We start from the raw sequence: 25,796 nt of genomic DNA, 5'->3' as shown, positions 1-25,796 counted from the left end.
AAATAAAACCGTACTTCATACTACCCCAAGGGAGCTTTTTAGTTTTGCGTTATCCTTGACATATAAATTTAAACGGAGATATTATAGAGTCAATAAGTCTGTTATGAGGTGTTAAAATGAAATTTTCGAAAGCTACAAATTATGCTCTGCATACAACGCTTGCTCTCGTTTCTGCTTCTTCCGTTAAACCAATTGGGGTTCAACAACTTGCGAAATCTCAAGATGTTTCGACCACATACCTATCTAAAATCTTAACAAAGTTGGCAAAAGCCGGTATTATTGAGTCTGCTTCTGGTGCTCAAGGAGGATACCGATTGACGCGAAACAAAGACGAAATAACATTTTTAGATATAATTCATGCAATTGAAGGTACTTCTTCCATGTTTGAATGTGATTTTGTCCACGGAGAAGAATGTCTAATTCAAGCGGAAATGAAAAAAGCAGAGCAAAAAATGCTGCAATATTTAAAAGAGACTAAAATTGTAGACATTGCGCACAAACAGTCAACATAATATCTGGAAAAATTTTATTGAAATACATTCCTCCTTAGATTAAAGGTATGACAAACGTATTTGTATCTGTTATGAAGAGAGGAGTTTGTGTTAATTAAAGATATAATGAGTCTTTAATGTACTAGTTAAGAAGGTGAAATTAATAATATAAAAAATAGATAAAATAAATAAAGGAGTAGGCAAGTGTATTTGAAAGGTATAGGCAATTGATTGTTGACTTTAAAAAAACTTGCAAAGAGTTATGAGAAAACTATGGTGCTATTTGGGGTGTTTAAAGGCACCCTATTAGCCATTAGTTTCTATTCAAATAGCTGATAAGCAGGATTCAAATAAATTTTAAACCTTTTTACCTATTATTGTCATATTTCTCGTTATGAAGGTAAGTTATCATAAATATTTGTGCAGAATGAGAGAGAATACATCCTAATTTTTAGGACAGAAATAGTGTCAGCTGTAACAGGAAAAGAGTATTTAATAAGAGTATTTACCTAATTGAAAAAAATGGATAACCTAATGTACTATATTTTTCTTTTTAGAAGCTCTTTATAATTAATTTATACATAATTATAAGTTGATCTGGAATGGGACGATGCATATCGAAAGGAAAAGGTAAATGAAAAATAAAATAATTTATGGAATTGTTTATGCTGGTTCAATATTGGCAGGGGTCATCTTATTCTTCGCAGAGAGGAGATATAGAAAAGAACGAAAGAATAATAAAGGATAATTTCTCTTGAAACCTTTTTCGAGTTTCTTCCGTAATACATAAATAAATCAACTCGTTAGAGAGGGATTAATAATGACAAATAAAGGTTGTCTAAAATGTGGAAGCAAAGATGCTGACAAAAAGGAAGTTGCAATGACGGGAACAGGGTTATCTAAAATGTTTGATATACAACATAATACGTTTATCGTTGTTTATTGTAAAAAATGTGGTTATTCTGAGTTTTATAATAAACAAACCTCTGGTACATCAAACATACTTGATTTATTCTTCGGTTAATAAGTAAAGGTGATTTCTGGGACTGTTGTTTAGTGAATTGCAGAGGAAATTAACATAGCAAGGATTTCAGGTTAGTTTCCTTTTTATTTGCGATAAAGAAACCAATTGCACCTCGAAAAAGTTAGTTATTATTTTTTTCTCTTTTATCTCAGCAAAACCACTTGAATATACATAAAGAATTTCATACTCTTTCATTTGATATAAAACAATATCGCCTTTTTTTAGCATGAAATTCCTCCCTTATATTTTTAAGCTCCCTTAAATCAGAATTTATATATGGTGAAAGTTGCCCAAACTCTCCATTTCACTCATGAATTCCTTTGTTCTTCACAACTTCTTCATAAAACCAATTATTCCAGAACTTCCACTTCATTATTTCTAAGGCCAAGTGTATGATGGCAAGATAGGAAATATATAATAAAATTTGATGAAACATGGTTATTTCCTTGAAGTGTGCGTTGTATTCTCCACGATACCAATAAAGAATTAATGCAAGTGTCCCTAATCTTAATATTAATTTCCAAGTTATATATTTTTGTTGTTTCATTTTTACTTACCTCTTCCGTTTTGTAAAAGTCATCTATAAGATGAAATTAATACTCTTGGTAAAATAGAATATCATCCTTAAGCTGATGCTGGCGATCTCTTTTTTTACAACGGTCGCCCTAATCTGAATAATAATCTCTTTTGTAACACATATTATAACTTTTAAAACCAAATAAATCATCCTCTAGCAAGCGACCGATCGCACTTCATTTCTTCTGCATTTATCCGAAATAATGGGACAATCCTTGTCTAATTAGCTTAATCCAGCCAAAGAATGAAATCCAAAGTATGACTCCTACTAACAGAATGTAATTAATAAAATAATTTCGCATTTTAAACTCCTATACGATATTGCACGATAAAAATATCCCGAACGTATGGATAGTACACAATTGGGATATCATCTAAACAGTTCATAATGAATGTATTCTAATTCATTATAATTTTGATATTTTATCCAGAATGATATTAATAGCTATAGCATCGTCGAGATATCCAACTGGAATTAAATAATCTGGAATAACATCTATTGTGCTAACAAAATACAACAGTCCGCTTCCAATTAATATAAGTTGAGCTGGAGTTCCTTTTTTATACTTTAATCTGTTATATAAATCCTCCAACTGCTTTATAAAGGGACCCTCACCGCCCAAGTTTTTAATTTTTTTCTTAAATTGACTAAATAGATTCTTATGGTCAACTTGTGATGCAAACTGATTTTTATAGCCATTTAATTGGTCTTCTACTTTTTCCACTTTAAAGTCATCGCTATATAAATTAATCATATTTTGGATAACATCTATTTTTGAGTGCAGATCAAAATGATCTTCAGCTTGACTGGATTTCTCTGTATAGCCTGCTGCAGTAAATAATTCATAGACAGGAATCTTAAGGGAATCGGAAATTGCTTGCAGATGTTGTGGTGTTGCCCTTCGCTTTCCATTAATGATTCTTGAAATTGTTGCTTTGTCAATATTCGTTTCTATGCTTAATCGGCTCATTGAAATATTCTGTTTTTCTAATGTGGTCTTTAAAAGTTGTCCGAGTTTATTTTCGCTTATATCCTTACTCGTCATTTATATTCAGCCTCCGTTTTTCACAATTGAAATATACCCCTTTGTTGACAAAATGTCAACGGATATACTAAGCTGATACTAGTTTAATATTTAATTACAGAGATAACAAGAAAAGCGTAATGTTTACGATTTAATTAGAGGTTTTATCTAAGGGTTATATCTACATAGTTTACGCAGGAGGAGAAGGGAAATGTTTTTCGTTTATTTTATCATCATTTTGATTGTACCAATATGGGCACAATTGAGAGTGAAAGGAACCTACAAAAAGTATGCAAAAATAAACTCGTCTTCGAGCTTAACAGGAAGAGAAGCAGCTAGAAAAATATTGGACGCAAATGGATTATTCGATGTTTATATTGAAGAAACACATGGAGTTCTTTCTGACCATTATGATCCCCAAGCGAAAGTAGTCAGATTATCTAGTGAGAATTATCATGGGCATTCTTTAGCGGCTGCCGCAATTGCAGCACATGAGGTGGGGCATGCTCTCCAAGACCAACAGGCTTATTCCTTTTTACGAATAAGGCATGCATTAGTACCTGTTGCAAATATCGGGAGTAACTTTTCATGGATTTTAATCATGATAGGAATGGTTGCAGGATTAACGAACTTCTTATTATTAGGAATTATCTTTATGGCAGCAGCTGTTTTGTTTCAGTTTGTTACATTGCCTGTCGAATTCAATGCATCCAACCGAGCGATGGATGAGGTGGTTTCACTTGGAATCATTAATAATGAAGAAGAAAGACGAACAAAAAAAGTGTTGAACGCAGCAGCATTGACATATGTGGCAGCAGCTGCGGTTGCAGTGTTAGAGCTGATCCGGTTAATTCTTATTTATACTGGAATGCAAAGAAACGAAGATTAATGGATTCTTTATCATAGTAGAACGAAGGATTTATCTACGGTGGTATGCATTATATAAAATGGAAGCTGTGTTTTTTTGAAATGAAATTATAACTCGAAATTTTAGAAGGTGAAGCATTTTGGAAAAAAGAAATTCAATAAAAAGGAAACGCAAAGGAATACGGTATTTCCTATCTGCCGTAGTTTTGCTGATGATTGTTATTGTTGCGTTTGGCGTTTATCAATTTAGAAGCGGAGTATTAGAGTCCACTAAGGATGTAAATTTAAAAGGACATAAGGATTATGATTTTCTGCCTGCAGAACCTCAATTAGGAGAAATAAATATATTATTGATTGGCAGTGATTCAAGAGGAGAAGAACATGCGCGTTCTGATACTTTAATGGTTGCCCATTATAATTCTACTACTAACAATATAAAACTAGCATCCATTATGAGAGATACATATGTTGAAGTACCAGAGCATGGGCTTCAAAAAATTAACTCAGCTTTCGCATTTGGCGGTCCCGAATTAGTGAGAAAAACATTGAAGGAAAACTTCGATTTAGATGTTAATTACTATGCAATTGTTGATTTTACCGGTTTTTCTAAGTTAGTAGACATTATCGCTCCAGATGGGGTACAGGTCGATATTCCGTATGAAATGTCTTATGGAATTGGAACGGTTTTAAAACCAGGTAATCAAGTACTGCACGGTCAAGATTTGTTGGGATATGTCCGCTTTCGCCATGATAGATTAAGTGATTTTGGTCGAGTCGCAAGGCAGCAGGAAGTAATGTCAAAGCTGAAGGAACAAGCAATATCAGCTCATACTATTTATAACTTGCCAAAAATTATTGGACTCTCAACCCCTTATATCGATACAAACTTAGATACTCCATCATTATTGTCATTGAGCAAAGGGCTAATAATGAATGGATCAGAAGGATTGGAGAGTATAAGAATTCCTGTTCAAGATTCTTATGAAAATGAGGTAGTGAATGTAGGTGCTGTTTTAAAAACAGATTTAGACATAAATAAAGATGCTATTAAATCATTTTTTAATTAGAACGAATAATACTTAAGGAGATAAAAATACGAAAATGGATATTATCTTAATCATTAAAATGATCATTATCGGATTAGTACAAGGATTTACTGAGCCGATTCCTGTTTCCTCGAGCGGACATGTTATGATAGCCAGTCAAATTCTAGGTTTGGGAGAACAGGGCTTTACATTTGCGATATTAACGAATACTGCTTCCTTGCTTGCAATCCTTTTTATCTATCGAAAAGATATTCTAAGACTAGCATATAATACGATTCAGTACTTAAAGACAAAAGATAATAAATATAAAAACGATTTTCGGTTTGTTTGCTTTATCATTATTGGTACGATTCCAGCAGGTGTCCTAGGAGTGTTATTAAGTGATTTTATTGCTGCAAATGTAAGCATGACCACAATTGCTATCATGCTGTTTGTCACAGGAATTGCTTTGTGGCTCATTCGAAATAGGAATGGAGTCAAGGGAGAGGCAGATATTACAGCTAAAGATGCCTTTCTTGTGGGATTAGGGCAGGCAATTGCCTTAGCGCCAGGAATAAGCCGATCAGGTGCAACCATTATTTCAAGTATTGCGGTAGGTATAAAACAGGAAACAGCACTTCGATTTTCCTTTTTATTGTATATTCCCGTTAGTCTTGGCGGAGTTATCCTCGGATTCTCTGACTTTATTGGGGAACCAAATAAAGCGGAATTAGCCTTGCCTTACTTATCAGCATTTATTGCAACGCTAATAATGAGCTATCTTGCAATGAAATGGTTTATGGGAATTATGAAAAAAGGTAAGCTAGTATATTTTACATACTATTGTTTTATCGTCGGAATTTTATTATTAATTTTTTTCTGATTTCCTAATTGTCTTATTTACAGCAGCTGCTTTTCGGCAGCTGTTTTTTTGTTGAAAATGAATATTTGCGTTATATATTAAAAAAATAACAAGCAAATTAGAAAGCAGGAATAAACATCTAGCAGATGAAAAAGCTTGATGGACAAAACTTCTTTATACGAAACATATTCCTATTATCCTAGGGAAATTGCCTGCATACATGTCATTTCATACAATTATTTGAAACTATACATACCATTCAGACGTAGATAAATAAAAGGAGGATTTTAAGTGAAACAAACTAATGGGGTACCCTACTTAATAAAATTCATTTGGTTTATTGGATTAATCGCTTTAGCCATTATAGCTTTTAATTTAGATAATCAAATTCAACAATCTGCGAGTGAAACATATAGCTTACTACCTGTTATTTGGACTAAACTGGTCATTTCAATTATATTTGGTCTTTATATTTCTCTTATTTTAGTAAAAAAATGGTCCATTAAAGTAAATTTCTCTTTATTATGGTGTGTAGCTATTCCGTCACTTATCCTTTCAGTCGCTTTTCCGATCTTAGCAAGCCTTTCATTGAGTGGACATCTACCAGGAATAGTAGAAAGTTCTCCAATTTCGTTTGGGCTACAAAAAATATTTTCCATGAATATCATTGGAATCATTGCAGGTTTAACCATTATACTTAGCTTTTTTAATACTCAATCAAGCAAAGTCGAGCATTAAAAAGAGTTTATTACGTTCTAAATACAACTAGCAGGACTGCCTAGTTATAAGGATTTTGGACAATAAAAAGCTGACTACATGCAAAAATTTAAAAATAACGCAAAAAGAAAAGGTTTACATAAATCAGAATATATTGTATTATGGACTCAAGTAAATAAATTCAATTGAAGGTTGTTACTGATTATGCAGGCAAGACTTCAACAAATGCAGGGGATTAAAGTCCTTTTATTTGTTGAAGTTTTGCCTTTTTACGTTTCATTGGAGGTAGTAATATGGTAATAAACCAAATTATCAATAATAATATTGCCATAAGTATTGATTCCCAAGGGGATGAAGTCATCCTAATTGGAAAAGGCCTGGCATTTAGTAAGAAAAAAGGAGAGGAGATAGATAATAAGAAAATTGAAAAACGTTTTTATTTAGAGGACAAAGGTTTATATGCTAAATTCAAAAAGCTGCTTCAAGAAGTATCTGTCGAGGAAATAAATATTGCGGACGATATTATTAGTTTAGCCCGAAGAGAATTAAAGAAAGAGCTTAGTGAAAGTATCTATATTTCTTTACCTGATCACATCAGTTTAGCTGTCAATCGGATAAAAACTGGGCTAAATGTTAAAAATGGTTTGCTTTGGGAAATTAAAAAATTGTACAAAGAAGAGTATTCGGTTGCTAAAAAGGCAGTACAATTAATAAATGAACGATTTAACATAGAACTTGGTGATGATGAAGCTGGATTTATTGCCTTTCACTTTGTAAATGCTCAACTAAACAGCGGAATGAACACGGTTGCAAAAATCACTAAGTTTATTAGTGAGATTATTAATATTGTAACTTATCAGTTGAAAATGACTATAGATGAAGAATCATTAAGTGGCTTTAGGTTTATTACTCACTTGAAATTTTTCGCAAATAGGATGTTTTCACAAGAGGTAAATGAAAGCTCAGATGACCCCTTTTTATATGAAGTAGTAAAGGAAAGATACGCTACAGCATTTGAAATTGCTCAAAAAGTGAAGAAGCATATTAATTTGCAGTATTCCTATAAAGTATCTGATATGGAGGTTACATATCTTACCATTCATATTCAGCGCTTGTTAGAAAGGAAAAACTAAATATTATTATTCAAACTTGTTACTCTGCGGGAGGCTAGACTTGGATTTATACTTGAAACTCATGTTAAAGACATGAATTTTTAGTTGAATCCAAGTCTTTTTTTATTATTATCTGGAGGCGTTTTAGATGGATTTCCAAAAATTAGCGAAAGACATAGTGAAGCATATTGGTGGTCAAGAGAATATATCTGACCTTTATCATTGCGCTACAAGGTTGCGGTTTACTTTAAAAAATGACAATAAAGCAAATAGAAATGCAATCGAAAACTTAGATGGTGTTATTACAGTTACAGAGAGTGGGGGCATGTTCCAGGTTGTTATCGGGAATAATGTGGCATCGGTGCATGATGCAATTATGGACCAGACAGGTTTAGGTACAAAACAGCAAACAGCGGAAGATGGAAAAAAGGGTAACTTATTTGAGCGGTTTATTGATCTGCTCTCAGGTATATTTAGCCCTGTGCTCGGCTTATTGGCAGCTTCAGGTTTAATTAAAGGGTTAAATTTTGTACTCGGAAAATATGAAATCCTTGATCCTGCCGGAGGAACATATAGGATTATTGCCGCAGCTGGTGACAGTTTCTATTATTTTATGCCGATTATTTTAGCGATTACTGCGGCAAGAAAGTTTAAAGTAAATCAGTTTATAGCAGTTGCGTTAGCAGGTGGTTTAATTTACCCGGATTTAGTTAATGCCTTAAATGCAAATGAATCTCTAAGTTTCTTAGGAATTCCAGTCGTTTTAGCAAAGTATAGCAGTACGGTTATTCCCATCATTATTGCTATTTGGATATTGAAATATGTGGAAGGCTTCTTTACAAGGTTTCTTCACGAAAGTATCCGCAACCTATTAACGCCATTTTTCTGTTTGCTAATCATGCTGCCTTTAACCTTGCTTGCTATCGGCCCTGTAGCCATTTATACAAGTGGATTAATAGCATCTGGTTATCTATTTATCTATAATTTAAGTCCAATTATTTCAGGTATCGTGTTAGGAGCCTGCTGGCAAATTCTCGTTATCTTTGGGTTACATTGGGGATTTGTACCTGTCATGCTTAACAATATTACCGTTTATGGAAAAGACTCTATCAATGCTATGATTGGCCCTTCTGTTGCAGCTCAATCAGGAGCAGCACTTGGCGTATTTTTTAAAACAAAGAATAAAAAACTAAAAAGCTTATCTCTATCCGCTTTTTTTGCAGGATTAATGGGTATAACTGAACCTGCTGTTTATGGTGTTACCTTAAAGCTGAAAAGACCATTTATTATTGCTTGTACAATGGGAGCAATAGGCGGAGGAATAGCAGGTGGATTTGGATCTGCTGCCATTGCCCAAGTACAAAAAAGTATCCTGACTATTCCAGTAGTTGCTCATGGTATGACTGGATATATTATTGCCTATTTCTTTGCTTTAATAGGTTCCTGTATTCTAACTATCATAATCGGCTTTAAAGAGGAATCAAGCGAAGAGGATATGAAAAAAACAGATAAATCAGAGTTAACTGTAGATAATTCTATGATAAAAAGAGAAAGTATTATCAGTCCGATATCAGGGTATGCGAAGCCATTAGAAGAAATAAGTGATCCTGTATTTGCGGGTGGAGCGATGGGTAAAGGTATTGCTGTCGTACCTGAGGATGGAAAAGTTTACTCACCTGTTGATGGAACAGTAACCTTGGCTTTCCCTACAAAACACGCTTATGGATTTACATCCACCTCTGGGGGAGAAATCCTCATTCATATTGGCTTAGATACCGTTAAATTAAACGGGGAAGGTTTTACTAGTTTTGTTGAGACAGGAGCAATGGTGAAAAAAGGAGATTTAATTGCAGAGTTTGATATCCAAATGTTAAAAGAGCTTGGCTATGATGTAACAACACCAATTGTTGTAACAAATTCAGATAAATATTTAGATATTCTTCCTTTAAAGAAAAACCAAATCATACATGGGGAAGAAGCATTATCTTTATTATTATAAAAATAGACTAAAAAATATAGGAGGCTATTAAGTATGTTTAATATGAAAACAACATTTCCAGAAAATTTTCTATGGGGTGGCGCTACAGCTGCAATGCAAGTAGAGGGGGCAAGTGATGTTGGCGGAAAAGGCCTATCTGTTTCAGATGTATATATTTTTGATGAGAACATGCCGAAAGAGCAGTGGACAGATCAGTGGCATATGATGACACACAAGCAGGTAGAAGAAGCACAAGACCCGCATAGTCCAAAATATTATCCCAAAAGGCATGGGGTGGATTTTTATCATCACTATAAGGAAGATATTGCTTTGTTCGCAGAAATGGGCTTTAAAGTGTACAGAATGTCGATTGCTTGGACACGTATTTTCCCAAAAGGAGATGAGTTAGAGCCAAATGAGGCAGGCTTGGCATTCTATGACCGTGTTTTTGATGAATTAAATAAGCACGGAATTGAGCCACTTGTGTCTCTATCTCATTATGAAATGCCTCTTTATCTTGCAACAGAATATGGAGGCTGGGTAAACCGAAAATCAATTGAGTTTTATCTTCGTTTTGCCTCAACTGTATTTAAGCGCTATAAAGATAAGGTCAAATATTGGGTTCCATTTAATGAAATCAATTGTGTAAAGCATCATCCGTTTGTAAGCGTCGGGGTTGTGGAGGAAAATCATCCACATATCGAACAAGCAAAATATCAGGGCGCACATCATCAATTTATTGCTAGTGCTTTAGCAAAAAAAGCATGTCTAGAAAGCAATCCTAATGCGAAAATAGGCTGCATGATCAGCTATCAGCTTTTAGTGCCATACAGCTGTGACCCAGATGATATTCAAAAAACAGTTGAAAAACAGCGAGAGTCCTTATTCTTTACGGATGTTTTAGCTAGAGGCTACTATCCTGGCTATACAGCAAGAATGCTGGCTGATAAAAATGTTGTCCTTGAAACAGAAGCATCAGATGAACAAATTATCCGTGATTACCCAGTAGATTTTATTTCCTTTAGCTACTATATGTCTAGTGCGGTAAGTGCCCATCCTGAGAATCTTGAAGGAGCTGTTGGTAACTTAATAACTGGAGGAATAAAAAACCCGTATTTGCCTACTAGTGATTGGGGATGGCAAATTGACCCTAAGGGCTTGCGCACTGCCTTGAACCAATTATTTGATCGCTATCAAAAACCATTATTTATTGCTGAAAATGGTCTGGGTGCAGTGGATGAATTGGAGGAAGGCGACGTTATTAATGATGATTATCGCATTTCTTATTTAAGAGATCATATTTTACAAATTAAAGAGGCCATAACAGACGGCGTAGACGTATTTGGATATACAAGCTGGGGCTGTATTGATATGATAAGCGCATCAACTAGTCAAATGTCTAAACGCTACGGTTACATTTATGTTGATCAAGATGATTTAGGCAGAGGCTCAAAGCGCCGTATTAAGAAGAAATCATTTGATTGGTATAAAAATGTTATTGCAAGTAATGGAGAGCAATTAGATAAATAACATTGTTTTTCAAAAAGGGCCATTTTAGGTCCTTTTTGTCATAGAAATTTATATAGATAATAGACTTGGAGGATATAGGTCATGAAGGGGATTATGCTTTTCTTATGTTTAATTTGGGGATTTAATTTTGTAATCATGAAAATGGGCAATGACATATTTCCGCCAGTATTGTTTGCAGCCTATCGCTTCCTTCTGGGCACTATCGTGCTGTTTGGGTTATCTCTCTTAAAAAGAACTCCTATGCCAGCAAAAGGGCAGCTTAAGTGGTACATACTATGCGGATTGCTACAGACAACATACTTCAATATCGCCATCCAAATTTCATTGAATTACATAAGTGCAGGTCTTACATCTGTATTAACATATAGCATGCCACTGTTTTTATCTGTTTTCGCCCATTATTTCATTCCTGGAGAAAAACTAACTCTCAACAAAACGATTGGAATATTAATCGGAATAATAGGCTTGTTTCTAGCAATGGATATACACCTAGGAGGAACAATATGGGCGCCAATTCTCGCTTTAAGCTCCGCAGTTACGTGGGCTTTATCCAGTTTAATTTTCAAGAAGAAATTACATGGCTGTAATAATGTGCAATTTACAACGTGGCAGATGGGGGCAGGAGCAGCAGGGCTATTTCTTTATTCCTTCTGTTTTGAAAATGGAACAGTAGATTGGAGTCCTATGGCCGTATTGTATTTATTATATTCTGGCGTTTTAGCTTCTGCATTGGCTTTTGTTTTATGGTCTTATGTCCTCTCTAAAACAGAAGCCAGTAAAGCGTCAGTTTCTTTACTGATTGTTCCAGTCGTCGGTACTTTGTCAGGATTTTTATTTCTTAATGAAGAGCTCAAAGTGATTACATTGCTAGGAATTTCCTTTGTTCTTGTAGGTATCTGGTTAGTCAATTTACAAGGCGGGAGCCGTATTACGTTATCTAGATTACTCGCATCAACAGATAAAAAGAATTGATTCGTGAAATAGATGAAGTATGATAAAAACAGTCTGTCTTTAAGCATGCATACTGTTTTTATCATATGGTTTGAAAGAGCTCATGGTGAATAGATAAACAGTACACTAAATGAATAATGATTTACAAAAACGCTCACACCTATTATAGTTATTAGAGAGTCGTTTTATCTCTAATTAAAATAATGCTGTACACAATAAAAACCAAAAGGAGATAGGGAAATGGAATTCTGGGAATCAAGCTTTCTTGAAAAACAAACGATGTGGGGATTTGATCCTACAGATTCAGCAATCTTAACGAAGGATTTTTTTCTCGAAAAAAATATGAAGGACATACTGATACCAGGTATTGGCTATGGCCGAAATGCAATGGTATTTATGGAAAACGGCATAAATGTTACAGGCATTGAAATCTCCAAGACAGCGATTGAACTGGCGCGGGTCAATGGGCTCGATATTAATATCTTTCATGGTTCCGTTAATGAGATGCCTTTTGAAAATAAGCTTTATGATGGAATATTTAGTCATGGGCTTATCCACTTATTAAACAAACAGGAGAGAGAAAAGTTTATTAGCGATTGCTATAACCAGTTAAAACCAGACGGTTATATGATTTTTACAACTGTTTCACAGGATGCGCCAATGTTTGGCAAGGGCAAACAAATAGATAAAGATTATTTTGAGATTATGGAAGGCTTAAAAATGTTCTTTTATGATGCTGATAGTGTAAAACAAGAGTTTGGTAAATATGGACTGGCAGAGTTTACAGACATAGACGAACCTAATAAGCATCATGAAAATGCACCTCCAATCAACTTTATTGTGATTAAATGTAAAAAATAAGTGTAATTGAGGCATCTTCTTGAAGAGGATGCTTTTTTGCAAAATTAAGCGAGCGATATGTGCGACAGGGACTATGTAAGGGAAATTCCCTTCTTTGAATAAAATGACCTTTTCAGCTTCTTTGCAATTAATTAAGCACATTTATCAAAGTAATTTGCCTTAACAAAAAAATGTGCTATAATTTTCTAAATACTACAAGTGTAGTTATTGTTAAATTACTACACTTGTAGTATTAAACTACATGAAATGAAGTGATAAAAGTTGAATAGTAGAGTTGAGAACAACAGACGAAGATTCAAGCCTTTACTATTATTGTTAGTTGTTATTGTAATTGGGGCTGGAGTATTTGCTTCCTATCTAATATGGAAAAAGAATGACAAAGCATTGTTTGAAGAGGCAGCCTCTAATTTTATTCAGATTCTAGAAAATAAGGATTATAAGAAATTAGGCAAGGCATTGGATGAGCATTCATATAAGTCGTTAAATTATACGTTGGAGGAAGTAGAACAAAAGTATGATCGCATATTTAATGGGATTAATATAACGGATATCCATGCTTCTCACGTTTCATTAAAAAAGGTGAACGCCAATCTTTATGAATTAAGTTACCTATTAAGCTTTACTACGCCATTAGGAGCATTAGAAAAGCTGGAATATAAAACAGAAATGACGAAAAAAGCTGATAAATATTTAGTGAATTGGGAACCTGCGTTAATTTTCCCTGGTATGGAAGGTAATGATAGAATTTCGTATCAATATTTGAAAGCAGAGCGTGGAGAAATTCAAGACCACTTAGGCAATGGCTTGGCGATAAATGAACCCTTTAAGTCGATGGGAGTTGTTCCGAAAGAATTAGGTGAGGGAAATGACAAAGAGGCAAAGCTGCAAAAAATCAGCCAACAATTTGATCTATCGATGGAGGAGCTAATTAAAAAACTAAATCAAAGCTGGGTCACAGATGAGCTTTTTGTCCCTTTAAAAACAATCGAGTCAAATAAAGCAGAAGAACTACCGGGAGTTTCCTATCAGAATATCAAGCTGCGATATTATCCATTAAAGGAAGCAGCAGCTAATTTAATTGGTTATATCGGAAAGGTAACAAAAGAGGATATTGAAAAACATCCAAATTTAGTTGATGGCGATATCATTGGAAAAGCTGGCTTGGAAAAAGCTTTTGATAATAGACTTCGCGGTAAGGATGGAGGAGAAATATGGATCGTTGATGAAAATGGCGAAAATAAACAGGAAATTCAAGCAGTGGAGAAAGCGGATGGCGAAGATATAAAGTTGACAATAGATTCCTATATTCAATCAGAAGCATTTGAACATCTGAGAGGAAATGCTGGTTCGACGGTAGTAATGAACCCTAAAGAAGGCGGGCTTTTTGCTTTAGTTAGCTCCCCTTCCTATGATCCGAATAAAATGGTTCAAGGGATCTCTCAACAGGACTATGATCAATATGCAAATGACGATAAAAAGCCATTTATTTCGAGGTTTGCTGTTGGATATGCGCCTGGATCTACCTTTAAAACGATAACAGCTAGCATTGGGCTTGATGCTAATGTGACGTATCCAGACAAGCTAAGAACCATAAATGGACGAAGCTGGCAAAAGGATGGGAGCTGGGGCGGTTATTCGGTTACGCGTGTTTCAGATGTGCAAAATGTCGATATGAGAAAAGCATTAATCTATTCAGATAATATTTATTTTGCCCAAGAGGTACTTGAATTAGGGGAAGACGCCTTTAGAGATGGCTTAAAAAAATTTATCTTTGGGGAGGAATTGGATTTACCAATTGCCATGAATCCAGCGCAAATCTCAAAGGAAAATACATTTAACTCAGAAATTCTGCTGGCAGATACAGCTTACGGTCAAGGTGAATTATTGATAAATCCTATTCAGCAGGCTGCGATGTATACTGTTTTTCAGAATGAAGGGAAAATAGTTTATCCGACATTGGTTAAAAGCAAAGAAAGCCCTAAAACAAAATCAGCTATCACAAGTACAACAGCTAATGAAATGGAAAAAAGCTTAATAGGGGTTGTCAGTAATCCAAATGGAACAGCCCATCTCCTATATAACCAGCAATATCAGCTAGCTGCAAAGACGGGAACAGCAGAATTGAAATTGAAACAAGGTGAAAAGGGGAATGAAAATAGTTTCTTACTTGCCTTTGATACAGAGCAAGATAATTTTCTTATGCTTTCACTTGTTGAAGGTTATATACCAGGAAGCTCAGCAACTCAGTTGAATAAATCATTTATCGATAAGCTGTATTTATATTTTGGGATGCAGTAATTGGGAATAGATGCTTACTTTAAGCAATGGAACCTTCATGCTATAATAAATACTACAATTGTAAAAGTAGGAGGTTTCAATATGACTAATAGTCCCCAAATATCAGAAGCAGAATATGAAGTTATGAACGTTGTGTGGAAATATGAGCCCATCTCAACACCTGAGGTAGTCGATAAGCTGTCATCTGCAGAGTTTGACTGGAAGCCGAATACAATTCATACGATGCTTGCACGACTTGTAAAGAAAAAGGCATTGCATGCAAGAAAAAATGGCAGAGTGTTTATTTATACATCACTAGTCGAAAAGCATGATTATATAGAGCAAAAAAGCAAAACCTTTCTTAAACAATTTTTCGATGGCACGTTAAATTCAATGGTATTAAATTTCATTGAAAATGATAAGTTGTCTAATGAGGATATTTCTGAATTACAGAAAATATTATCACAGAGAGAGAAAGAGGGAGGGCAAAAATAATGGATATCGTTGTACAATGGCTTTTGCTTAATACAATAGCGTTATCCCTCCTGATTTTTATTATTCTCTTGTTGAAAAAGGCATTAACTAAACATATGTCAATTAAAACACATTATAAAATTTGGTTCTTTCTGTTTGTCCCTCTTTTTGTTTCCGTTTTGCCATGGAATTATTTAGGTTTAGGGGAAGGAATACAATATATTAAAAACGTGCTGACGTTTACTGGTAAAACTTCAGCTCAGAGTGAGTACAAAAGTGGTGGTCTAACAGAGTCTAATGATACAAGTACTGATTTAATCCGTGATTTTTCCGTATCTGTACACAACTCAACACCAGAATATGTTTCTCAGCTAGTATTTGCTGTTTGGATAATTGGCATGGTTCTTTGTCTTGCCATACTGATATATTCAAACTATCAACTTAATAAACTGAAAAAGTCCGCTGTTTTCATAAAGAACAATAAAATAAATGTATTATTAGAAGAGTGTAAAGAGGTTGTAGGGATTAAAAGGAATATTATCCTGAAAGAAACACCTCTTATTACCACGCCAATCACGTTTGGTATTTTCAAGCCCTATATTTTAGTACCATCAAACATACAAGCAGTATTTACTTTAAAAGAAATCAAATATGTATTACTGCATGAGCTAACACATCATAAAAACAAAGATATGCTTGTCAATTATGTTATGGGGATTTTTCAAATTGTATATTGGTTTAATCCATTATTGTGGTATTCCTTAAAAAGGATACGAATAGACCGCGAATTGGCTTGTGATGATTCGGTTCTAAATCTTTTAGATGAGAGCGGCTATATAGAATATGGCCATACTATTATTCGATTTGCTCATAAAAAACAGGAGAAGTCATTTGAATTATTTGCCTCAGGAATTGGCGGAACTAAACAACAAATTAAACAAAGAATCCAAAGTATTGCTAACTTTTCTAAAGCATCTTCTTTATTGAAATGGAAAAGTAAGGTTATCTGTATGTTTTTGGGAATACTTGTACTCGTTATTACACCACTTACGACTGTATTAGCTGCTTCAAATGATGTGTTTCATTTTGATGGGAAGAATACAACCTATGAAGATTTAGATACGTATTTTAAAGGCTATAAAGGGAGCTTTGTTTTATTCGATGCGGCCAATAACCAATTTCAAATATACAATCGTAAATTAAGTGAACAAAGGGTTTCACCAGATAGCACATATAAAATTTATTCTGGGTTATTTGCATTAGAATCAAATATAATATCAAAAAATAACTCTGAACAGACTTGGAATGGGAAAAGTAATCCTTATAAAGAGTGGGATAAAGACCATAACTTAACTTCTGCCATGAGTAATTCAGTAAACTGGTATTTTCAACATCTGGATCAAAAGATAGGAGAAAAACACCTGCAAGCTTATTTCAATAAGGTGAACTATGGAAATAAGGACATGTCAGGAGGTTTGGATACCTATTGGATGGAATCTTCTCTGAAAGTATCACCAATTGAACAAGTGCTGTTATTACATGAGCTATCAGAAAATAAGTTTGACTTTAAAGCAGAAAATGTTGAAGCAATAAAAGAAGCGATGTTAATTGATGACCAAAAGGATAAGCGATTATATGGGAAAACTGGAACCGGAACGATTAATGGAAAGAATGTAAATGGCTGGTTTGTTGGCTTTGTGAACAAAGGAGAGCATAGCTATTATTTTGCTATTAATATCCAAAATCATGGGACAGAAGCCAGTGGAAGTAAGGCTATGGAGATAGCCAAGCAAATTCTGAAGGATAAAAATATATATTAAAATTGCGGCCGAAAAGAGTTTAGTGTTCTTTTTGGCTCCATTCTGCAACCGAATACTACAATTGTAGTATTTGGTTCGATGACACATATGGAAAGGGAAAATTACTGTGAAGCAAAAAAGTAAGAAACCATCAAAAGCAAATAATCAATACCGGATTAGAATCACTGGTATCTTTTTTGCCGTCTTTATTCTGTTTTCTGTTCTGATTATACGCCTTGGATTAATTCAAATTGTCAGTGGGGAAGAGTACTCTGCACAAGTAAAAAGTAAAGTAGTTACTCCCGTTAGTTCCTCTGTTCCGCGTGGAAAAATATATGATGCAAATAATAGATTAGTAGTCTACAATATTCCAGCTAAGGCAATTGTGTATACGCCGCCATTACACCCGCAGCCAGAAGAAATGCTAAGCTTGGCCAAAAAGTTGGCTGACTTTGTCGCTATGAATAAAAAGGACATAAAAAAAGTGACTACCAGGGATTTAAAGGATATTTGGCTGCTAGAAAATGACAATGGAGCGAGGCTACTGACAGACAAGGAAGAAAAATTAGCTAAAGAAGATAAATTGAATGATAAGGAAATATATAACTTAAAATTAAATCGTATTACAGAGAAGGATTTAAAGTCTATAAATAAAAACATGACGGCTATATACCGTAGAATAACAACTGCAACAGCATTTACCAAAACAGTTATAAAAAATGAAGATGTGACAAATCAAGAATATGCAATTGCCGCTGAAACGCTCGAAAATCTGCCTGGGATTGATGTAACGACAGATTGGAAAAGAGCGCACAAATTCGGAAACACTTTTAACAACATGCTTGGTACAGTAACGACTACAGAAGAAGGTCTGCCAGAAGAAAAATTAGATTACTACACTTCCAAAGGGTACAAGCTTAATGACCGGGTTGGAAAAAGCTATATAGAAGAGCTTTATGATAGTGTGCTACAGGGGCAAAATGAAGTTGTAAACGTAAGTACAGACAGAAATGGAGATATTGAGGACACAGACGTAGTCACCGAGGGGAAAAATGGTAATGATATTGTTTTAACAATTGATATGGAATTCCAAGAGCAAGTTGAAAAAATAATGCAGGAAGAGTTAGTTGCCGCTATTCAAAAGCCTCATACAAATTTGCTGGACACGGCCTTTGTCGTTGCGATGGAACCAAAAACTGGTCGCATACTTGCTATGTCAGGACAAGTATATAATCGAAAGTCTAAGGAATTTAGCGATTTTACGCCGGGAACCTTTACTTATGCGTTTGAACAAGGCTCTGTTGTTAAGGGAGCAACAGTTTTAGCTGGTTTTCAGTCAGGTGTTAGAAATATAGGCGAAACAGAGCGTGATGAAGTTATGAGATTTAAAGGCTCTGGAACCTTTTCTTCTTACCAGACGATGGGGATAGTTGATGATTTGGAAGCAATGGAACGATCATCCAACGTATATATGTGGAAAACAGCGATTGAAATGATGGACGGTAAGTATATTCCTAATGGCACATTAAATATAGATTCCAAAAAAATCGAAACCATTCGCTATTATTTTAACCAGTTTGGCTTAGGCGTTCCGACAGGAATTGGTTTTGATAATGAAACAGCAGGAATTAAAGGAGACAATATCAGCACTTATTTTCAAATTGCTATTGGACAACTAGATACATATACACCAATGCAAATTGCTCAATATATGACAACGATTGCTAATGGCGGGTACCGCATGAAGCCACAGCTTGTAAAGGAAATCCGTGAATCGAATACTGATAAAATGGGACCAGGAAAGATTGTAGATGAAATGGAACCAGTCGTATTGAATAAAGTTGACATGAATAATGAAATGATTGAGCGGGTTCAGCAAGGGCTACGGCTTGTAACTCACGGCTCCCAAGGTACAGCAAGGAGCTATTTCGCCAATGAACCGTATGATGCGGCAGGAAAAACAGGGACCTCTGAGTCCTATAAAAATGGTGTAAAGACTTGGAATCTCTCATTCGCAGGCTATGCTCCATATAATGATCCGCAAATCGCTATAGCAGTTATCGTTCCAAATGCTTATCTTGACGGCTTCACACAGCCGCACAGTGCAGCAAATATCATTAGTCAAAGGGTGCTCCGAGCCTATTTTAAGAACCACCCAACAATAAAGTAAATCTATTCCTTTTTTTATCACCTATAAGTGAATCACCCATAGAATAACAAGGGGTGATTCATGTGGTGTTACGAAAGGAAAAGGAAGAAGCCGCACGGAACCAGAAATATTTTCGGCCGTCTTCCTTACACGCGTTAAATTTAAGATTTAGCGATTGGACATTTTTTGATGAATATTATGACAAAGCATACGATCAAATACATCTGCCTGCACAGTTAACTAAAACCCCTGAAGATACTGTTATCAATTACTTTAGCATTTTACGTGAAGCTGCAAATCTTGCGATTAGGTATTGTGGTTCTGTTGGAAATGGTAATATTCCTTATCCGATAGCTTATAACTTTTTATCGAAAGCCTATCAAAAAACGATGGATTATAAAGCCTATTTAAACTCATTTGCAGGGGTAGGACATATTAATTTAATAAAACTTTGTAAAATACCTGATGAAACACAAGGAATTCGGTACTTTTATGAGATTGAAAAAATTATCAGCTTAATAGAACCGAATGAGGAATACTTTGGTTATTCATATGGATTTATTGACCTTATTCATGAGAATGAAGGGTATCGTATTAACAAGATTCAAGAAGAGCGTGAAGACTTTCTCTGTGCACCATATCATCTTTGGCAGCATGATGCAGAATCAGTAATTGATGTGAAATACGGAGAATGGTGTAAATTAATTAAGAAAAGATATCCTGCTGTAAACAGGGGGTATGTTAAATATATATATTTTTACGGCAACGATGGTGCGAGCTACTTTTTCATTTTCTTCATTTTGACAAATGGAACAGACGTCGAAATTGCTTCATTTCGCAATAATGGTGATGGAAAATGGAAGCCGCTGAAAATGAATCCTGATAAAGACTGTTTAATCCAATGAGGGTAACTTTAGGTGCTTCCTTTTTAGAGGAAGCATCTTTTTTAATGGTAAGAAGGAAATGAGACATTTTTGTATAATTATCTAATTATATTTATTTTTATACAATAAGAGGAGGAGGATAAGTAAATGACAAACAAGAAAATAATCCAAAAAATAGAGGAATTATCAATGAATGCTTTACCTGCACTGCAAACACAGCTTTATGATGGCTGGGTAGTACGATTTGCAGATGGATATACAAAAAGAGCAAATTCCATTAATCCGATTTATTTTTCAAATGAGGATGTACATGACAAAATAGAGACTGTTGAACAAATGTATCGTAAAAAGAATTTAAAGGTTGTTTATAAAATGACCAAGCAAGTGTCACCCGAAAACTTAGATTTAATTTTGGAAGAAAGCAGATATATTCAAGATAGTTTGACTAGTGTTCAAGTTTTGTCCTTACAGGATGTACAAATAGAATTAGAACATCCTGCTATTGTGTATAACGATTTACAAGATGATTGGTTCCACAATTTTTGTAAGCTAAACAATGTTAAAGAACAAGACCGATTAACATTGAACAACATGCTAAATAATATAATCGCTGAAACTCGCTATTTTCAATTAACGGATGAGAGCAATGAAATTGTTGCTTGTGGGATGTGTGTATTGGAAAATAACTGTATTGGGTTGTTTGATATCGTGACATCTGAAAAACAAAGAAACAGAGGCTATGGTTTTAAACTCATACAAAGCATTTTACAATGGGGTAAGGAAAATGGAGCCAGAATGGCCTACCTTCAAGTAATGTTAAATAATCCTCCAGCATTAAAGCTATATTCCAAACTAGGATTTCAGGAAGTATATCAATATTGGTATAGAATAAAAGCATAGTAACAGGACTTTCCTTTTTAGCAGAGGAAAGTTTTTTTTGACGATTTAATAACAAATTAATTGAAAGGAAGTTATTGACAGATACTGTTTTGTATTGTAAAATTATCTTGAGTTAAAGATAATTTAATTCAGTCTTTCTTTGCAACTCCTTAATTATATGAGGAGTTTTATAAAAATAAATTATCTCGAATTCGAGATAATTTATTAAGAAGACATAATAAATCAAGCATGGAGGTAACAATTATGAGAGAGAAATTGAATAGAATAAACGAATTAGCTAGAATTTCTAAAATAAGAAACTTAACACAAGAAGAAACAGACGAACGCAGACTCCTTTTTACTGGATATGTTAAAGAGTTTCGTGGCTCCATGGATAGCATCCTGTTAAACACAACCATTATTGATCCATTAGGAAATGATGTTACACCAGAAAAATTGAAAGAGGAACAAGAAAGAAGTCGAGCTATAATTCATTAGAGGATTGATAGCAGTCAGACACACTGGTTTTAACACAACGCCTTGTTATAAATAACGAGGCGTTTTTCTTTATGTTTAAAGAAAGGTAAAAATCATGTAAAAACAGAAAGAAGAAGGTTTTAGAAAGGGAATTCTGGAATAATAGTAGTTTAAAAGACAAGGTTGTGTAGATAGTAAATAGCTGTTCTGTAAGTACTGCTTCTGTAACTCCCAAATAAATTCTGCTCATAAATGTAAAAGACTAAAAATAAATATTCTTTATGAACAGTAATAAGCTACATGATTTTATTCATATGCGAAATTAATAAGAAGGAGTTATTTGTATGAAAGCGATGGTTTACAGCGAATATGGAATGACGGATGTACTTGAGCTTAAAGAAGTAGATATACCTGAGTTAAAGGCAAATGAAGTATTAGTTAAGGTGTTTGCTTCGTCTGTGAATTCTTGGGACTGGGACCTTTTGCGAGGAAAGCCGTTCCTGACCCGTTTAGGGGGAATAAGAAAACCAAGGTACAAGATTTTAGGCGCAGATATAGCGGGTAGGGTTAAAGCGGTTGGAGAAAACGTAAAGCATCTCTCTGTTGGAGATGAAGTGTTCGGGGACATATCCGGGTGCGGTTGGGGAGGATTTGCAGAATATGTTAGTGTTTGTGAAGAGGCACTTTCATTGAAACCAGCAGATATGACATTTGTGGAAGCTGCTGCGATTCCCCAGGCAGGAGTTCTTGCTCTACAGGCACTTCGTGATAAAGGAAGGGTGCATGAAACGAAAAAGGTGTTAATCAATGGCGCTGGAGGAGGAGTCGGAACCTTTGCGTTACAAATAGCTAAGCTATACGGTGCAGAAGTAACTTGTGTGGACAGCAAGGGGAAATTAGAAATGCTGAAATCAATAGGTGCGGATCATGTGATTGATTACAGAGCAGAGGACTTCACAAAGAAAGAAGACCAGAAGTATGATTTGATTCTTGATGTTGTAGGAAATCGGTCTATCTTTCATTATAAAAAAGCAATAAGGTCAGAAGGAAAGTATGTGATGATTGGTGGTTCTTCCTTCTTAATTTTGCAGTTATTATTACTTGGACCAATTATTAATAAAACAGAAAGGAAGAAAATGGCCATTTTACTTCACAAACCAAGCAAGGAGGATCAAAATTTTCTAAAAGACCTCTATACTGCTGGTAAACTAGTTCCTGTAATTGATAGAGAATATTCTTTAAATCAAGTTCCTGAGGCAATTGATTATTTGGGAGAAGGAAATGCCAAAGGGAAAGTGGTTGTTTGTGTTGAAGATAGTCATTCTTAAACTAGATTCTATCCCTCAAGAATACTAAGATAACCCGCTTATTAACGGGTTATTTTTTATTATAAATGGAGGAGATAAATATCCTTATTTGCTTTCTAAGGAAAATGATAGTTAAACCCTCGTGAAATCTACTACTCTTTTTTTGTTACATTCCGGAACCAAACTTTGTTATCAGGTTTTATCAATTTGTATTAAGAGGGCGTGCTAAAACAATTGAAGCGGTGCTTTTGATTATGTTTAAATGCGTATAAGAATAGGTCATAAGCACCTGTTTTCTTCCACCGATTAAAACTAGTAACCATATCTATAAGACTATAGAATTAAATAGTCAGATAATATTCTACTAGTATAAGAGGGGGAAAACAGATGCGTAAATTTAGATTGATATTGCTTCTTTTTACATTATTTTTTGGAGCAGCTATTTATCCTGAAAAGATAAGGGCTGCATCAACTATACCAACAATTGAAGTGAAATTAGTTAATTATCTTGGTAATAAAACGTCCATTACGGTAGTTTTTAATGGAGAATATAAGCTTTCGAACGGTGTAAAGGTCACTTCAGGAACAGAAGCTGTCATAAAGCTTAGTAACAGTAAGTTGAGTATGGAAACAAGCAAAGGACAGGTATTGATAGAAAAGGAAAGTAGCATTTCTGCAGCTCCTGTTAAAACGGATGGAACTCTTTCTGTTAATGGTCGCAAATACAATGGTTCCTTTCAATTTGTTATCGAAAAAGATACAAAAAACGGTAATTTATATGTTCGTCCAATTAACAAAGTCGATATAGAAACATATTTAAGAGGAGTGGTTCCTCAAGAAATGCCTGCGCTTTGGAGTATGGAGGCACTTAAGGCACAAACCGTTGCTGCAAGAACGTATGCAATTAAACATATGAATGATAGTAATATGGTAGATACGATTGCAAAGCAAGTATATGGAGGAAGTTCGGCAAATCATGCTCGATCGGATACTGCTGTTAAGGAAACAGAAGGAATGGTATTAAAATATAATGGAGCATTAATAGATGCCGTGTTTTCTGCAAGTAATGGAGGCTGGACAGAATTAAATAGCAGTGTATGGGGTGGTGCAGCATTATCTTACTTCGCAGTTAAGGAGGATACATTTGATTTTAACCCTGCAACAAAGGACAAATTCACATGGTCGATTCAACTGAAACAAGAGCAACTGCCCGCTACATTGAATTTGGGAATAGCGGATACATGGTGGAACACACTTAAGGAGGCAGATGCAGATAACACTGTACTGATTAATATTAAAAAATGGCTTGTAAGCGAAGGGTATACAAATGATGTTGCTAAGATTAAAATAGCAAAAATTCACAAGCTAGGGGTAGACTTAACTTCATTATCTGCTGGAGGAAGAGTTTTAAAAGGAACATTAAAAATGGACTACTTGTTAATGGCCAATGGTAAGACTGCGGAGAAGAAAGTTTTAGAAATGAATGGGACTGCAGCATCTAAGATCCGTGCAATAGTCGGTATTGACAGAATGACTAGCTATTTAATCGATGAGACAGTAACGAAAAAAGGTAGCATTTATATGAAGGGGAGAGGCAATGGGCATGCTGTAGGACTTAGTCAATATGGCGCCAGAAACAGGGCCGAGGCTGGGCATAGCTATAATCAAATATTGCAGTTCTATTACCCAAAGGCCGCTCTTATGAAAGAATATAGTGGTACAGCAAGCAATTCACAAGGTATGGACGATAAGGTGCCACCTAATATTTCAAGCTTTAAAGCTAGTATAGATTATAAGAAAAATACTACTAAGCTGTCAATGAAGATAAATAAGTCAGGAAAACTGACAATGATCGTCAAGGATTCTAAAGGAAAGACAGTAGCCACAATAGCAAAAAATAAAGAAGTGAAGTCTGGGTCTCTTTCTTTAGACTGGAATATTAGCAAAGTGGAAAATGCCACATATACGGCTGAAATCATAGCAAGTAATAAAGATGGTTATCAAAAAACAGCCTATCATAAGGTAACAGTAAAAAAGGACAAGGCACCTCCTGCCATATCAAGCTTTAAGGCTAGTACAGATAATAAGAAGAATACAGTCAAACTCGGTATGAAAACAAATAAAGCGGGAAAAATCACCATTGTCTTAAAGGATTCTAGAGGAAAGACAGTAGCCACCTTAGTGAAAAATAAAGAGGTGAAGTCAGGATCCCTATCATTTAGCTGGAACATTAGCAAGGCGGGTAATGGAACATATACAGCCGAAATCACAACAGAAAATTTACATGGATACAAGAATACAATGAAGCAGAAAATCATAATTAAAAAACCGGTTAAGGTGAAAAAAGCTAGTGTTAAACCGTCTGTGCTTAATTTAAGACAGAAGCCCAATACTTCCTCAAAGGTTATTCTTAAGCTAAAGAAAAAGCAAACAGTTGTTATTCTTTCACAGCAAGGTTCATGGTATAAGGTGAAATACGGATCAAAGACTGGTTATGTTTCTGCCAAGTATGTGACTATTTTAAAATAACT

Annotated in this window: 23 protein-coding genes; 20 read left to right on the top strand and 3 right to left on the bottom strand. The window is 34.8% G+C overall.

The features are described 5' to 3' along the window. Window positions 1–116: 116 nt before the first annotated feature. Both NQZ71_RS23600 and NQZ71_RS23595 read left to right on the top strand, forming a co-directional pair. Window positions 117–512 carry an Rrf2 family transcriptional regulator gene (locus NQZ71_RS23600; RefSeq protein WP_144457918.1) on the top strand — a complete coding sequence of 132 codons (396 nt, stop codon included), beginning with the start codon at window positions 117–119 and terminating at the stop codon, window positions 510–512. Between the two features lie 799 nt (window positions 513–1,311). Continuing rightward, window positions 1,312–1,515 carry a zinc ribbon domain-containing protein gene (locus NQZ71_RS23595; protein WP_144457916.1) on the top strand — a complete coding sequence of 68 codons (204 nt, stop codon included), beginning with the start codon at window positions 1,312–1,314 and terminating at the stop codon, window positions 1,513–1,515. Between the two features lie 66 nt (window positions 1,516–1,581). On the opposite strand, the gene NQZ71_RS23590 is transcribed toward NQZ71_RS23595, so the two are convergent. The 3 genes from NQZ71_RS23590 to NQZ71_RS23580 all read right to left on the bottom strand — a co-directional run bounded on the left by NQZ71_RS23590 (window position 1,582) and on the right by NQZ71_RS23580 (window position 3,137). Further along, window positions 1,582–1,743: a hypothetical protein gene (locus NQZ71_RS23590; protein ID WP_186304164.1), complete on the bottom strand. Its 162-nt coding sequence runs from the start codon at window positions 1,741–1,743 to the stop codon at window positions 1,582–1,584. Between the two features lie 76 nt (window positions 1,744–1,819). Beyond that, window positions 1,820–2,062, bottom strand: a complete 243-nt coding sequence (locus NQZ71_RS23585; protein WP_260055062.1) for a hypothetical protein — start codon at window positions 2,060–2,062, stop codon at window positions 1,820–1,822. Between the two features lie 436 nt (window positions 2,063–2,498). After that, entirely contained in the window at window positions 2,499–3,137 is a 639-nt protein-coding gene (locus NQZ71_RS23580) for a DUF1232 domain-containing protein (protein ID WP_144457912.1), read from the bottom strand. A 190-nt stretch (window positions 3,138–3,327) separates the two neighbouring features. On the opposite strand from NQZ71_RS23580, the gene NQZ71_RS23575 reads away from it, so the two are divergent. From NQZ71_RS23575 to NQZ71_RS23490, 18 genes are all read left to right on the top strand, one after another. Beyond that, the gene (locus NQZ71_RS23575) at window positions 3,328–4,005 is read left to right on the top strand and encodes a zinc metallopeptidase (RefSeq protein ID WP_275008576.1); all 678 of its coding nucleotides are present in this window, start codon (window positions 3,328–3,330) and stop codon (window positions 4,003–4,005) included. A 118-nt stretch (window positions 4,006–4,123) separates the two neighbouring features. Next, the gene (locus NQZ71_RS23570; RefSeq protein WP_275008575.1) at window positions 4,124–5,050 is read left to right on the top strand and encodes an LCP family protein; all 927 of its coding nucleotides are present in this window, start codon (window positions 4,124–4,126) and stop codon (window positions 5,048–5,050) included. A 34-nt stretch (window positions 5,051–5,084) separates the two neighbouring features. After that, window positions 5,085–5,891: an undecaprenyl-diphosphate phosphatase gene (locus NQZ71_RS23565; protein ID WP_144457908.1), complete on the top strand. Its 807-nt coding sequence runs from the start codon at window positions 5,085–5,087 to the stop codon at window positions 5,889–5,891. 270 nt (window positions 5,892–6,161) lie between these two features. Further along, on the top strand, window positions 6,162–6,608 hold the full coding sequence (locus tag NQZ71_RS23560) for a hypothetical protein (protein WP_260055065.1): 447 nt from the start codon (window positions 6,162–6,164) through the stop codon (window positions 6,606–6,608). Window positions 6,609–6,880: 272 nt separating this feature from the next. Beyond that, the gene (gene licT, locus NQZ71_RS23555; RefSeq protein WP_127738465.1) at window positions 6,881–7,720 is read left to right on the top strand and encodes a BglG family transcription antiterminator LicT; all 840 of its coding nucleotides are present in this window, start codon (window positions 6,881–6,883) and stop codon (window positions 7,718–7,720) included. A gap of 127 nt (window positions 7,721–7,847) precedes the next feature. Then, complete coding sequence (locus NQZ71_RS23550) at window positions 7,848–9,698, top strand: beta-glucoside-specific PTS transporter subunit IIABC (protein WP_144457902.1); 1,851 nt, start codon at window positions 7,848–7,850, stop codon at window positions 9,696–9,698. 42 nt (window positions 9,699–9,740) lie between these two features. Continuing rightward, window positions 9,741–11,207 (top strand): glycoside hydrolase family 1 protein, encoded by a 1,467-nt coding sequence (locus tag NQZ71_RS23545; protein WP_317012526.1) that lies wholly within the window; start codon window positions 9,741–9,743, stop codon window positions 11,205–11,207. 81 nt (window positions 11,208–11,288) lie between these two features. After that, complete coding sequence (locus NQZ71_RS23540; RefSeq protein WP_317011860.1) at window positions 11,289–12,179, top strand: DMT family transporter; 891 nt, start codon at window positions 11,289–11,291, stop codon at window positions 12,177–12,179. A 219-nt stretch (window positions 12,180–12,398) separates the two neighbouring features. After that, window positions 12,399–13,019, top strand: a complete 621-nt coding sequence (locus tag NQZ71_RS23535) for a class I SAM-dependent methyltransferase (protein ID WP_317011859.1) — start codon at window positions 12,399–12,401, stop codon at window positions 13,017–13,019. A 261-nt stretch (window positions 13,020–13,280) separates the two neighbouring features. Further along, a complete protein-coding gene (pbp4, locus tag NQZ71_RS23530) occupies window positions 13,281–15,317 on the top strand; it encodes a penicillin-binding protein PBP4(5) (protein WP_317011858.1) in 2,037 nt (678 codons plus the stop codon). 81 nt (window positions 15,318–15,398) lie between these two features. Then, complete coding sequence (locus NQZ71_RS23525) at window positions 15,399–15,791, top strand: BlaI/MecI/CopY family transcriptional regulator (RefSeq protein ID WP_144457895.1); 393 nt, start codon at window positions 15,399–15,401, stop codon at window positions 15,789–15,791. Further along, window positions 15,791–17,590, top strand: a complete 1,800-nt coding sequence (locus NQZ71_RS23520; protein ID WP_317011857.1) for a BlaR1 family beta-lactam sensor/signal transducer — start codon at window positions 15,791–15,793, stop codon at window positions 17,588–17,590. The genes NQZ71_RS23525 and NQZ71_RS23520 overlap by 1 nt, the downstream gene beginning before the upstream one ends. 106 nt (window positions 17,591–17,696) lie before the next feature. After that, a complete protein-coding gene (locus NQZ71_RS23515) occupies window positions 17,697–19,739 on the top strand; it encodes a peptidoglycan D,D-transpeptidase FtsI family protein (RefSeq protein ID WP_317011856.1) in 2,043 nt (680 codons plus the stop codon). A 62-nt stretch (window positions 19,740–19,801) separates the two neighbouring features. Beyond that, window positions 19,802–20,623: a hypothetical protein gene (locus tag NQZ71_RS23510; RefSeq protein WP_317011855.1), complete on the top strand. Its 822-nt coding sequence runs from the start codon at window positions 19,802–19,804 to the stop codon at window positions 20,621–20,623. Between the two features lie 126 nt (window positions 20,624–20,749). Further along, a complete protein-coding gene (locus NQZ71_RS23505) occupies window positions 20,750–21,502 on the top strand; it encodes a GNAT family N-acetyltransferase (protein ID WP_144457887.1) in 753 nt (250 codons plus the stop codon). Between the two features lie 243 nt (window positions 21,503–21,745). Further along, on the top strand, window positions 21,746–21,979 hold the full coding sequence (locus NQZ71_RS23500; protein ID WP_260055074.1) for a DUF896 domain-containing protein: 234 nt from the start codon (window positions 21,746–21,748) through the stop codon (window positions 21,977–21,979). A 323-nt stretch (window positions 21,980–22,302) separates the two neighbouring features. Continuing rightward, on the top strand, window positions 22,303–23,286 hold the full coding sequence (locus NQZ71_RS23495) for an NAD(P)-dependent alcohol dehydrogenase (protein ID WP_317011854.1): 984 nt from the start codon (window positions 22,303–22,305) through the stop codon (window positions 23,284–23,286). A gap of 366 nt (window positions 23,287–23,652) precedes the next feature. Continuing rightward, window positions 23,653–25,794 (top strand): SpoIID/LytB domain-containing protein, encoded by a 2,142-nt coding sequence (locus NQZ71_RS23490; protein ID WP_317011853.1) that lies wholly within the window; start codon window positions 23,653–23,655, stop codon window positions 25,792–25,794. The last annotated feature ends 2 nt before the right edge of the window (window positions 25,795–25,796 follow it).

The sequence above is a fragment of the Niallia taxi genome, from assembly GCF_032818155.1.
Classification (GTDB): Bacteria; Bacillota; Bacilli; order Bacillales; family Cytobacillaceae; genus Niallia; species Niallia taxi_A.
This window is presented reverse-complemented; position numbering and strand designations above follow the sequence as displayed.